Origin of the sequence: Pseudomonas fluorescens (genome assembly GCF_000967965.1) — a bacterium.
In the GTDB taxonomy this organism is placed as follows: domain Bacteria; phylum Pseudomonadota; class Gammaproteobacteria; order Pseudomonadales; family Pseudomonadaceae; genus Aquipseudomonas; species Aquipseudomonas grandcourensis.
The window spans coordinates 105,645-117,675 of record NZ_LACC01000011.1 but is presented as its reverse complement, the minus strand read 5'-3'; the positions used below and the strand labels follow the sequence as shown (position 1 = coordinate 117,675).

General features: G+C 60.2%; 10 protein-coding genes. 3 read left to right on the top strand and 7 right to left on the bottom strand.

Annotated elements, in window-relative coordinates:
* Window positions 1–14 precede the first annotated feature (14 nt).
* Window positions 15–398 (bottom strand): COG4315 family predicted lipoprotein, encoded by a 384-nt coding sequence (locus tag VC35_RS07525; protein WP_046038919.1) that lies wholly within the window; start codon window positions 396–398, stop codon window positions 15–17.
* 153 nt (window positions 399–551) lie between these two features.
* Here VC35_RS07525 and phoB point away from each other — a divergent pair, with 153 nt between their 5' ends.
* The 3 genes from phoB to VC35_RS07510 all read left to right on the top strand — a co-directional run bounded on the left by phoB (window position 552) and on the right by VC35_RS07510 (window position 4,145).
* The gene (gene phoB, locus VC35_RS07520; protein ID WP_003229608.1) at window positions 552–1,241 is read left to right on the top strand and encodes a phosphate regulon transcriptional regulator PhoB; all 690 of its coding nucleotides are present in this window, start codon (window positions 552–554) and stop codon (window positions 1,239–1,241) included.
* Between the two features lie 152 nt (window positions 1,242–1,393).
* Entirely contained in the window at window positions 1,394–2,680 is a 1,287-nt protein-coding gene (gene phoR, locus VC35_RS07515; RefSeq protein WP_259674430.1) for a phosphate regulon sensor histidine kinase PhoR, read from the top strand.
* A 124-nt stretch (window positions 2,681–2,804) separates the two neighbouring features.
* Window positions 2,805–4,145 carry a hemolysin family protein gene (locus VC35_RS07510; protein ID WP_046038913.1) on the top strand — a complete coding sequence of 447 codons (1,341 nt, stop codon included), beginning with the start codon at window positions 2,805–2,807 and terminating at the stop codon, window positions 4,143–4,145.
* 65 nt (window positions 4,146–4,210) lie between these two features.
* Here the strand turns inward: VC35_RS07510 and VC35_RS07505 are convergent, their stop codons facing one another.
* From VC35_RS07505 to VC35_RS07480, 6 genes are all read right to left on the bottom strand, one after another.
* Window positions 4,211–5,107 carry a peptidoglycan DD-metalloendopeptidase family protein gene (locus VC35_RS07505; RefSeq protein ID WP_046038912.1) on the bottom strand — a complete coding sequence of 299 codons (897 nt, stop codon included), beginning with the start codon at window positions 5,105–5,107 and terminating at the stop codon, window positions 4,211–4,213.
* Between the two features lie 222 nt (window positions 5,108–5,329).
* The gene (locus VC35_RS07500) at window positions 5,330–6,232 is read right to left on the bottom strand and encodes a response regulator (protein WP_046038910.1); all 903 of its coding nucleotides are present in this window, start codon (window positions 6,230–6,232) and stop codon (window positions 5,330–5,332) included.
* A gap of 169 nt (window positions 6,233–6,401) precedes the next feature.
* Window positions 6,402–7,163: a phosphate signaling complex protein PhoU gene (gene phoU, locus VC35_RS07495; protein WP_046038908.1), complete on the bottom strand. Its 762-nt coding sequence runs from the start codon at window positions 7,161–7,163 to the stop codon at window positions 6,402–6,404.
* 109 nt (window positions 7,164–7,272) lie between these two features.
* On the bottom strand, window positions 7,273–8,106 hold the full coding sequence (gene pstB / locus VC35_RS07490; RefSeq protein WP_007971742.1) for a phosphate ABC transporter ATP-binding protein PstB: 834 nt from the start codon (window positions 8,104–8,106) through the stop codon (window positions 7,273–7,275).
* Between the two features lie 116 nt (window positions 8,107–8,222).
* Window positions 8,223–9,893, bottom strand: coding sequence for a phosphate ABC transporter permease PstA (pstA, locus tag VC35_RS07485; RefSeq protein ID WP_046038904.1), 1,671 nt, complete (start codon window positions 9,891–9,893; stop codon window positions 8,223–8,225).
* Window positions 9,894–9,908: 15 nt separating this feature from the next.
* The gene (locus tag VC35_RS07480) at window positions 9,909–11,942 is read right to left on the bottom strand and encodes an ABC transporter permease subunit (RefSeq protein ID WP_185754760.1); all 2,034 of its coding nucleotides are present in this window, start codon (window positions 11,940–11,942) and stop codon (window positions 9,909–9,911) included.
* Between the last annotated feature and the right edge of the window lie 89 nt (window positions 11,943–12,031).

Genomic DNA, 12,031 nt, shown 5'->3' with positions numbered 1-12,031 from the left:
GCAGGCTACAACCGTTACATATGCTCGTGAACGACGTGCCAGACGTCTTTCTTCTTGTCGCCCTTCATTTCTCCGACTGCCTTGTCGTCCTTGTAGTAGTACAGCGGCTTGCCGCCATAGGCCCATTGCATCATGCCATCGTCACGCTTGACGACTGTCCACTTACCTTCAGCCTTGGCACCCGCCGGCGCCATCATTGGCGGCCAGTATTCGGCGCACTCACCGTTGCACATCGACTTGCCATCCTTGTCCTTGTCGTACGTGTAGACCGTCATGCCCTTGTGATCGACCATCATGCCGTCTTTCATCATCGCCGGGTCGGCGGCAAAGGCCAGTGTCGGCAGCGTTAACGCAGCAGTGACCAGCAAAGCCTTCCAGGATTGAGCAATGTAGTTCATGGAAACCTTCCTTTTGCGGTTGTCAGGATTCGGACTTAAAGCTTAGTCCAGGATCCAGCCAATCGCCGGCCGACTAAAATACTGTCACACGACTGCAATAATTCCGTTATCTAATGCGGCGCAAGACAGTTAAATGACAAGAGGATTAAGGGCATGGTTGGCAGGAGCATTCTGATCGTCGACGACGAAGCGCCTATTCGCGAAATGATCGCCGTTGCGTTGGAAATGGCCGGCTATGACTGCCTGGAGGCTGAAAACTCCCAGCAGGCCCACGCCATTATCGTCGACCGCAAACCGGACCTGATCCTGCTCGACTGGATGCTGCCCGGCACGTCCGGCATCGAACTGGCCCGCCGCCTCAAGCGTGATGAGCTGACCGGGGACATCCCGATCATCATGCTCACCGCCAAGGGTGAAGAGGACAACAAGATCCAGGGCCTGGAAGTCGGTGCCGACGACTACATCACCAAACCGTTTTCCCCCCGTGAGCTGGTCGCGCGCCTGAAGGCCGTGCTGCGCCGTGCGGGCCCAACCGATGGAGAGGCGCCAATCGAAGTCGGCGGCCTGCTGCTGGACCCGATCAGCCACCGCGTGACCATCGACGGCCGTCCTGCCGAGATGGGCCCGACCGAATACCGCTTGCTGCAATTCTTCATGACTCACCAGGAGCGCGCCTACACTCGTGGCCAGTTGCTGGATCAGGTCTGGGGCGGCAACGTCTACGTCGAAGAGCGTACCGTTGACGTGCACATTCGACGCCTGCGCAAAGCCCTCGGCGATGCTTACGAAAATCTGGTACAAACCGTGCGCGGCACTGGCTACAGGTTCTCAACCAAGGCCTGATAACAACAGCTGCAAGCTTTAAGCTACAAGCGGCAAGCTAAAAGCCAAACCGCCTCAAACTTGCAGCTTGAGGCTTGAAGCTCAAAACTGCTTCTATTCAAGGACGTATTTTTTTCGTGAACCAAAACTGGCATGGCACCCTGATTCGCCACATGCTGCTGCTGGTCACCGCCTGCCTGGTGATCGGTCTGATCACCGGCTATTACGGCTGGAGCCTCGCCGCAGGCCTGGGTCTTTACCTGGCCTGGACCCTCAAGCAATTGCTGCGTCTGCACGAGTGGCTGCGCCTGCACAAACCCGATGAAGCGCCACCCGATGGCTACGGCCTGTGGGGCGAGGTGTTCGACAGCATCTACCACCTGCAACGCCGCGACCAACGGGTACGCGGGCGCCTGCAAGCGGTGATCGACCGGGTTCAGGAATCCACCGCCGCGCTGAAAGACGCGGTGATCATGCTCGACACCGACGGCAACCTGGAATGGTGGAACCGCGCCGCCGAAACCCTGCTGGGCCTCAAGACGCCACAGGACAGCGGCCAACCAGTGACCAACCTGGTGCGCCACCCGCGCTTCAAGGAATACTTCGAGCAAGACAGCTACGCCGAGCCGCTGGAAATCCCCTCGCCAACCAACGACCGCGTGCGCATTCAGCTGTACATCACCCGCTACGGCAACAACGAACACTTGATGCTGGTGCGCGACGTGACGCGCATCCATCAGCTTGAGCAAATGCGCAAAGACTTCATCGCCAACGTGTCCCATGAACTGCGCACACCGTTGACGGTGATCTGCGGCTACCTGGAAACCTTGCTTGATAACGTCGACGAGGTGAATCCGCGCTGGGGTCGTGCCTTGCAGCAGATGCAGCAACAAGGTGGACGCATGCAGACCCTGCTCAACGACCTGTTGTTGCTGGCCAAGCTAGAAGCCACCGATTATCCATCGGACAACCAGCCGGTACCGATCGACGGCTTGCTGCAATCGATCAAGAGCGACGCGCAGCAGTTGTCCGGCCAGAAAAACCAGAAAATCACCCTGGAAGCCGACCCGACGATTCTGCTCAAGGGCAGCGAAGCGGAGTTGCGCAGCGCGTTTTCCAACCTGGTGTTCAACGCGGTGAAATACACCCCGGCCGAAGGCAATATCCGCATTCGCTGGTGGGGCGATGACCAAGGGGCGCACCTGAGCGTGCAGGACTCCGGGATCGGCATCGATGCCAAACACCTGCCGCGCCTGACCGAACGTTTTTACCGCGTCGACTCCAGCCGCAACTCCAACACCGGGGGCACCGGCCTGGGACTGGCGATCGTCAAACACGTCTTGTTACGACATCGGGCACGGATGGAAATCAGCAGCGTACCGGGCCACGGCAGCACCTTTACCTGCCACTTTGCCCCGGCTCAGGTCACCAAATCACGGGTTATCAGCACCGCCGATTGATACCGGCCAGCACGCACCACTAGGCAACTGGCCGGTCAGCCGCTACATTGGCTGACTTGCGCCTGCTTTTCAGGCGCAGTTTTTTCTTTCCTTCTCGAATTCACGGAACCCGCAAAACTCCATCATGGACCCTTCCCCTGGCTTGACCCTCGCTACAATTTTCGCCGACTTCGGCATGATTCTTTTTGCTCTGATCCTGGTTTTGCTCAACGGTTTTTTCGTTGCGGCGGAGTTTGCCATGGTCAAATTGCGCTCGACCCGGGTCGAGGCCATCGCTGATAAACATGGCTGGCGCGGGCACATCCTGCGCACCGTACACAGCAAGCTCGACGCATACCTGTCTGCCTGCCAGCTGGGTATCACCCTAGCCTCCCTGGGCCTTGGCTGGGTCGGTGAGCCGGCGTTCGCACTCATTCTCGAACCGCTGCTCAGCGCGGTGGGCGTCCAATCGGACGAAGTGGTCAAAGGCATATCGTTCTTCACCGCCTTTTTCATCATTTCGTACCTGCACATCGTGGTCGGCGAACTGGCCCCGAAATCCTGGGCGATCCGCAAACCCGAGTTGCTGTCGCTGTGGACCGCCGTGCCGCTGTACCTGTTCTACTGGGCCATGTACCCGGCCATCTACCTGCTCAACGCCAGCGCCAACACCATCCTGCGCATTGCAGGCCAAGGTGAGCCCGGCCCGCATCACGAACACCATTACAGCCGTGAAGAACTTAAACTGATCCTGCACTCCAGCCGTGGCCAGGACCCGAGCGACCAAGGCATGCGTGTCTTGGCCTCGGCGGTGGAAATGGGCGAACTGGAAGTGGTCGACTGGGCCAACTCTCGCGAAGACCTGGTGACCCTGGAGTTCAACGCGCCGCTCAAGCAGATCCTGGCGATGTTCCGTCGCCACAAGTTCAGCCGCTACCCGGTGTACGACAGCGAGCGCCAGGAGTTCGTCGGCCTGCTGCACATCAAGGATCTGCTGCTGGAACTGGCGGCTCTGGACCACATTCCCGAGTCGTTCAACCTCGCCGAACTGACCCGCCCGCTGGAGCGGGTGTCGCGGCACATGCCGCTGTCGCAGTTGCTGGAACAGTTCCGCAAGGGCGGCTCGCACTTCGCCGTGGTCGAAGAGGCCGACGGCAACATCATCGGCTACCTGACCATGGAAGACGTGCTGGAAGTGCTGGTGGGCGACATCCAGGACGAACACCGCAAGGCCGAACGCGGGATCCTCGCGTATCAGCCGGGCAAACTGCTGGTGCGGGGCGATACGCCGCTGTTCAAGGTTGAGCGACTGCTGGGCATCGACCTCGACCACGTCGAAGCCGAAACCCTTGCCGGGCTGGTCTACGAGAGCCTAAAGCGGGTTCCCGAAGAGGAAGAAGTGCTGGAAGTCGAAGGCCTGCGGATCATCATCAAGAAGATGAAAGGGCCGAAGATCGTTCTGGCCAAGGTGTTGATGCTGGATTGATTGCAGTTGTGGCGATCCGACAAGCTCCCTCGCCACAAAAGCCTCTTGCACCCTCTGCGCCGTGATCACTGCTTGCCCAACGCAAAGTTGGGCAGCGCGCTGACCGGCTGGTTGAACTGATACGGAATCGATACCAGCCCCAGCCCGGTATTGCGTTGCACCACGAAGTGCAAATGCGGCCCGGTGCTGTTGCCGGTGTTACCGGACAACGCCAGCGCATTCCCTACCGTTACCCGCTGACCTTCCCGAACGCAGACCGAGCCTTTCTTCAGGTGCAGGTAAACACCCATGGTCCCGTCATCGTGCAGCACCCGCACGAAATTGCCGGATGCGTCGGTGCCGCGTCCGCTCTGTCTGTTCTCGGTTTTCACCACCACCCCGCCTCGCGCAGCAATGATCGGCGTGCCCTCAGGCATCGCGATGTCTATGGCGTAACGGCTCTTGGGCCCGAAGTGGCTGTAGGGGCCATTGGCGCCCTGGCTTATCCGGAACGGTCCGCCACGCCAGGGCAACGGGTACCGATAGCCCACCGTGGGTCCTGAGGGGTCGCCCAGGGAGTAATTGAACTTCGGGACGTACGCTATCGGCTTTCCACCTTTAGTCGCCGTGAACTGCGCCAGGCGAACGCTGCTGCGTAGCGGTATCACGCGCCGAATCGTCCCGCCCGGCACACCGCTGGCGTTCTTCACCCCGGCAAAACTCAATTCGACTTCTACCGGTGCATACAGGTCATTGCGCACGTACACGCTGTGCACGCCGTTCTTCTTCATGATGATGAGGCGCACCTGACGCTCAAGGTGCTCGACCATGCCATCGCGAAAAACGAACACATGGGCGCCTTTGCTGGGGCGGTCGCTGTAGGACACCACGCCATAGACATCTTTGGATTTGTAGATGGTCATGGCCATGGCCGAGTTGGCGACCATGAACAGGCCACATAAAAGCAGCAGGCGCGTGAACATGAGCAAGGATTCTGTCGAGTGAGATCTGGGATGGAGCCTAGCAGCTGCAATGGACCCGGGTAGTCGGCAGATGTTTCAGAAAAGGTGTTCAGCAGATGTGCGGTAACCGTGATGACCCCATCGTCGGATCGCCGCCCGGAGCAAGCTCGCTCCCACAAGAGAACGCATTACAAATGTGGGACCGAGCCTTCTCGCGAAAGCGGACTGTCAGGCGACGCTATATCAAGCGCCAGGAATGAAGTGCTTCTGCGCCGTACCACGCGCAATCAGGCGCGAGATGTAATCGAGCTTCTGTGCATCCTGGTCGACAAAACGGAAGGTCAGTTGCAGCCAATCGCTGTCGGGCTTCGGTTCGTGAGCCACGACAGCGTGCAGGTAGCCATTGAGGCGGGCGACTTCGGCGTTATCGCCCTGCTCCAGGTCCAGCACGGCGCTGTCGAGGATCTGCGGAAGGGTCTCGGTGCGCTTGACCACCAACAGGGCTTCCTTGAGGCTCAAGGCCTTGATCACGCATTGCGCGATACCGTTTGGCAAACGCAGTTGACCCTGGCCACGGCCACTGGTGGGTGCCGAAGAGGCCGCAGGCGCCTTGACCGGCGGACTGTTGAGCAAGCCTTTGGACGGTGCGGGTGCGGCCGTTGGCGTGACGACGGGGGCCTTGCCACCGGTCAAGGCGGCAAGGGAGTCGTTAGCGAAGGCAGGGCTGGTTTTGGTCGCGGCGACGTTGATCAAGGCATCGAGTTTGCCAACCTTGTGCAGCGCCTGCTTGACCTTGGTGATCAGTTGCTCGTTGGTGAACGGCTTGCTGACGTAACCGGAAACTCCGGCCTGGATCGCCTGGACAACGTTCTCCTTGTCGCCACGGCTGGTCACCATCACGAAAGGCATGGCCTTGAGGTTGTCTTGCTCGCGGCACCAGGTCAGCAGTTCCAGGCCGGACATTTCCGGCATTTCCCAGTCGCAAAGGACCAGGTCGAAGGCTTCCTTGGCCAGCATGGCCTGGGCCTTTCTGCCGTTGATCGCGTCTTCGATCCGCATGCCCGGAAAATAATTGCGCAGGCACTTCTTCACCAGGTCACGAATGAACGACGCGTCGTCCACGACCAACACACTGACCTTACTCATCCAAAACCCCTTTAAAAAATCCCGGCCAGCATACCGCCTTGCTGATGGCACATTGCCAAAAAACCTTCAGTCACGCCGGACTTTTCGTTCGCGGGGTGCTGCTTTTCGAATTTGTAAGCCACAAACAAAAACGCCCGGCCAAAAGGCCGGGCGCTTTACTTGGGCAACCTTACTTATCGTCAGTTTTGCCCGGAACATTAGCGCTTTCGCCACTGGTTCCTTCGACTTCTTCCTTCATGCGCTTGAGACCCAGGTGTCGCACGTCGGTGCCGCGTACAAGGTAGATCACCAGCTCCGAGATATTGCGCGCGTGGTCGCCGATACGCTCCAGCGAACGCAACACCCAGATAATGCTCAGAACCCGCGAAATGGAACGCGGGTCTTCCATCATGTAGGTGGCCAGCTCACGCAGGGCGGTCTTGTATTCGCGGTCGATGATCTTGTCGTACTGCGCCACCGACAAGGCCAGTTCGGCGTCGAAACGGGCAAAGGCGTCCAATGCGTCGCGGACCATGTTGCGCACCTGGTCACCGATGTGGCGCACTTCGACGTAACCGCGCGGCGCTTCACCTTCTTCGCAAAGCTGGATGGCGCGACGGGCGATCTTGGTCGCTTCGTCACCGATGCGCTCCAGGTCGATCACCGACTTGGAAATGCTGATGATCAGGCGCAGGTCGGAAGCCGCCGGCTGACGACGGGCCAGAATGCGCAGGCATTCTTCGTCGATGTTGCGTTCCATCTGATTGATCTGGTCGTCGATCTCACGCACCTGCTGGGCCAGGCCGGAGTCGGCCTCGATCAGCGCGGTGACCGCGTCGTTGACCTGTTTCTCGACCAGCCCGCCCATGGCCAGGAGGTGGCTGCGCACTTCCTCCAGTTCGGCGTTGAACTGCTGGGAGATGTGGTGTGTAAGGCCTTCCTTAGAAATCATGTTGTCTGCTCCGCAAAAGCTGTGAGCTGCAAGCTACAAGCTGCAAGCTGATGTGTTGTACCCGAACCGCCCTGACTTGCCGCTTGAAACTTGCGGCTTGTGGCTGCTGCTAGCCATAGCGACCGGTGATGTAGTCTTCGGTCTGCTTCTTCGCCGGGTTGGTGAACAGGGTATCGGTGTCGCCAAACTCAACCAGCTTGCCCATGTACATGAACGCGGTGTAGTCGGACACCCGCGCCGCCTGTTGCATGTTGTGGGTCACGATCACGATGGTGAACTTGGATTTCAGTTCGTAGATCAGTTCTTCGACTTTCAGCGTGGAGATCGGGTCGAGTGCCGAGCACGGTTCGTCGAGCAGCAGGACTTCCGGCTCAACGGCGATGGTGCGGGCGATCACCAGACGCTGCTGCTGACCACCGGACAGGCCCAGTGCCGACTCGTGCAGACGGTCCTTGACCTCGTCCCACAGTGCCGCGCCTTTCAACGCCCACTCAACGGCTTCGTCGAGCACACGCTTCTTGTTGATGCCCTGGATGCGCAGGCCGTAAACCACGTTTTCGTAGATGGTTTTCGGGAACGGGTTGGGCTTCTGGAACACCATGCCGACGCGACGACGCAGCTCGGCCACGTCTTCACCCTTGCGGTAGATGTTGTTGCCGTACAGGTTGATCTCGCCTTCAACGCGGCAGCCGTCAACCAGGTCGTTCATGCGGTTGAAGGTACGCAGCAACGTGGACTTGCCGCAGCCGGACGGGCCGATGAAGGCGGTCACGCGCTGTTTCGGGATGTTCATGCTGACATCGTACAGCGCTTGTTTTTCGCCGTAGAACAGGCTCAGGCCCGGTACTTCAATGGCTACGGTTTCCTGCTCGAGGTTCAGGCTCTGTTTGTCGCGACCCAGGGCCGACATGTTGATGCCGTGGGTATGTGCTTCGTGCTGCATGGGAGGCTCCCTGTGCTAACAAATTCGGTTCGGTTTTTGTGGGAGCGAGCCTGCTCGCGAAGGGGCCATCACTGGCGCCAAAAGCTTCGCGAGCAGGCTCGCTCCCACATAAGAAATCAGCTATCCAACGCCTTGTACTTCTCGCGCAGGTGGTTACGGATGTACACCGCCGACAGGTTCAATGTCGCGATCACCAGCACCAGCAGCAGCGCCGTTGCGTACACCAGCGGTCGTGCGGCTTCGACGTTCGGGCTCTGGAAGCCGACGTCATAGATGTGGAAGCCCAGGTGCATGATCTTCTGGTCCAGGTGCAGGTACGGGTAGTTACCGTCCACCGGCAGCGACGGCGCCAGTTTCACCACACCCACCAGCATCAGCGGCGCCACTTCACCCGCGGCGCGGGCCACGGCGAGGATCATGCCGGTCATCATTGCCGGGCTGGCCATCGGCAGCACGATCTTCCACAAGGTTTCAGCCTTGGTCGCGCCGAGGGCCAACGAGCCTTCACGCACAGTGCGAGGAATCCGCGCCAGGCCTTCTTCGGTGGCCACGATCACCACCGGCACCGCCAGCAGCGCCAGGGTCAGCGAAGCCCAGAGCAGACCCGGCGTACCGAAGGTCGGTGCCGGCAGTGCTTCCGGGAAGAACAGACGGTCGAGCGAGCCACCCAGCACGTAGACGAAGAAGCCCAGGCCGAACACGCCGTAAACGATCGCCGGAACGCCCGCCAGGTTGTTCACCGCGATGCGGATCACCCGGGTCAGCGCATTCTGCTTGGCGTATTCACGCAGGTACACCGCCGCCAGCACGCCGAACGGGGTCACGATCATCGCCATGATCAGGGTCATCATCACGGTGCCGAAGATGGCCGGGAAGATCCCGCCTTCGGTGTTCGCTTCACGCGGGTCGTCGCTCAGGAACTCCCAGACCTTGCTGAAGTAGAAACCGATCTTGGTGGTCGTGCTCATGGCGTTCGGCTGATAGGCGTGCACCACTTTGCCAATGCCGATTTCGATTTCCTTACCGTTCGCATCGCGGGCGGTCAGGCTGTCACGGTTGAACTGCGCATGCAGATCGGTCAGGCGCGCTTCAACATCCTGATAGCGAGCATTGAGTTCGGCGCGCTCCGATTCCATGTCCGCTTGTGCGGTGGCGTCGAGCTTGCCATCGAGCTCCAGCTTGCGACCGTGCAGACGGATGCGCTCGAGACCGGCGTTGATCGCGCCGATGTCGGTTTTTTCCAGGTTCTTGAGCTGTGCAGCCAGCTTGTTGACGCGGTCGACACGGGCCTGCAACTCAGGCCATGCGGCTTCGCCTTCAGCGACAACCTTGCCATCCTGTTTGACGTTGACCAGGTAGCCGTAGAAATTGCCCCACTCGCGACGCTCGATGGCCATCAGCTCCGGCGGCGTCGTCTGTTTGGTCAGCCACTCACCGACGATCCAGGTGAAGTCGTTGCCGTTCAGGTCACGGTTGCCGACCTTGATCAGCTCGCGGGTCATGAACTCAGGGCCTTCGTCAGGCACCGGCAGGCCGGCGCTCTTCAGGCGGGCACGTGGCACTTCTTCTTTCTGCACCACTTCGCCAATGACCAGGTGCTGGCCCTGGCCCGGCACGTCGTAGCTGGCATGGATCAGATCCGCCGGCCAGAAGTGACCCAGGCCGCGCACGGCAATCACTGCCAGCAGGCCAATGGTCATGATGACCGCGATGGACACCGCGCCACCGCTGATCCAGACGCCGGGGGCGCCGCTCTTGAACCATCCTTTCAGGGAGTTCTGTTTCACAGACTTCTACCTTTCTTAAAGCGACGAGTATTTCTTGCGCAGACGCTGACGAATCAGTTCCGCGAGGGTGTTCATGACGAAGGTGAACAACAGCAGCACCAGCGCCGAGAGGAACAGCACGCGGTAGTGGCTGCCGCCGACTTCCGATTCGGGCATTTCCACTGCAACGTTGGCCGCCAGGGTGCGCAGGCCTTCGAACAGGTTCATTTCCATGACCGGGGTGTTACCGGTAGCCATCAACACGATCATGGTTTCACCGACCGCACGGCCCATGCCGATCATCAGCGCCGAGAAGATGCCCGGGCTCGCGGTGAGGATCACCACGCGGGTCATGGTCTGCCACGGCGTGGCACCGAGGGCCAGGGAGCCCAGGGTCAGGCCGCGAGGCACGCTGAACACGGCGTCTTCGGCGATGGAGTAGATGTTCGGGATCACCGCGAAGCCCATGGCCAGGCCGACCACCAGGGCGTTGCGCTGGTCGTAGGTGATGCCCAGGTCGTGGGAGATCCACATGCGCATGTCGCCACCGAAGAACCAGTTTTCCATGAACGGGCTCATGTACAGCGACAGCCAGCCCACAAACAGGATCACCGGAATCAGCAGCGCACTTTCCCAGCCATCCGGGACTTTCAGGCGGATCGACTCAGGCAGGCGGCTGAAGGTAAAACCGGCGACCAGAATACCGATCGGCAGCAGCATCAGCAGGCTGAAGATGCCCGGCAAATGCCCTTCCACATACGGTGCGAGGAACAGACCGGCGAAGAAACCGAGGATCACCGTCGGCATTGCTTCCATCAACTCGATCACCGGCTTGACCTTGCGGCGCATGCCCGGAGCCATGAAGTACGCGGTGTAGATCGCAGCGGCAACGGCCAGTGGTGCGGCCAGCAGCATGGCGTAGAACGCGGCTTTCAGGGTACCGAATGTCAGCGGCGACAGGCTCAGCTTGGGTTCGAAGTCGGTGTTGGCGGCGGTCGATTGCCAGACGTATTTAGGCTCGTCGTAGTTCTCGTACCAGACCTTGCTCCACAGCGCGCTCCACGAGACTTCCGGGTGCGGGTTGTCGAGAAGCAGCGGGTGCAACTTGCCGCCAGCTTCCACGATCAGGCGGTTGGCACGAGGCGATAGACCGAAAATGCCCTGGCCTTCAGCGACCGGTTCCACCAGCAAGGTGCGGTGGGCGGTACTGTGGAACACGCCAAGCTTGCCGGAAGCGTCGAGGGCAACGAAGCCCTTGCGGCGTTCTTCGGCAGTGATTTCAACGATAGGCGTGGTGCCCATCTGGAAGGTGCGAATCTGCTTCAGACGTTGCTCGCCATCGGGGTCGCGAGCCATGAACCACTGGGCCAGACCACCCTTGGAGTCACCGATGATCAGCGAGATGCCGCCCACCAGCTGGGTGCTGGCGGTGACTTCGGTTTCGCCGTTTTCCACCAGTTTGTAGCGGCCGTTGAGGCTTTTGTCGCGCAGGCTGAACACGTCGGCCTGGGCGCGTCCGTTGATCACGTACAGCCACTGCTGACGCGGGTCGACGAAAATATTCTTCACCGGCTCGGTCATTTGCGGCAGTTCGATGCGCTTCTGCTCGTTAGTGACTTCGCCGGTCATCATGTTCTCTTCGCTGGTCAGCGACAGGACATTGAGTTGCGAACCGGTGGAGCCGACCAGCATCAGGGTCGAATCGTTGGCGTTGAGGCTGACGTGCTCCAGCGCACCACCGGCTTCGTTGACCGCGATCGGCGCTTCGCCGTACGGGTACTCGACGGCCGGGGTGATGGTTTTCTTGCCTTCCGGGTAGCTGACTTTATATGTGTGACGGAACACCAGGGCCTGGCCGTTGGACAGACCCACCGCCACCAGCGGGTGACCTGGCTGGTCTTCACCGATGGAGGTCACGGTGATGCCGGCCGGGATCGACAGATCGACGCGCTTGAGTTCGGCGCCACTGTCGATGTCGAAGAACAATGCCTGGCCCTTGTCGGAAACCCGCATCGCAACCTGGTTCTGTTCTTCCAGGGAGATCATCAGCGGCTTGCCGGCGTCTTGCATCCAGGCTGGCGTGATGGCGTCCTTGGCGGTCAGGCTGGCACCCTGGAACAGGGGAGCGACGACGTAGGCAAGGAAGAAGAAGATCAAGG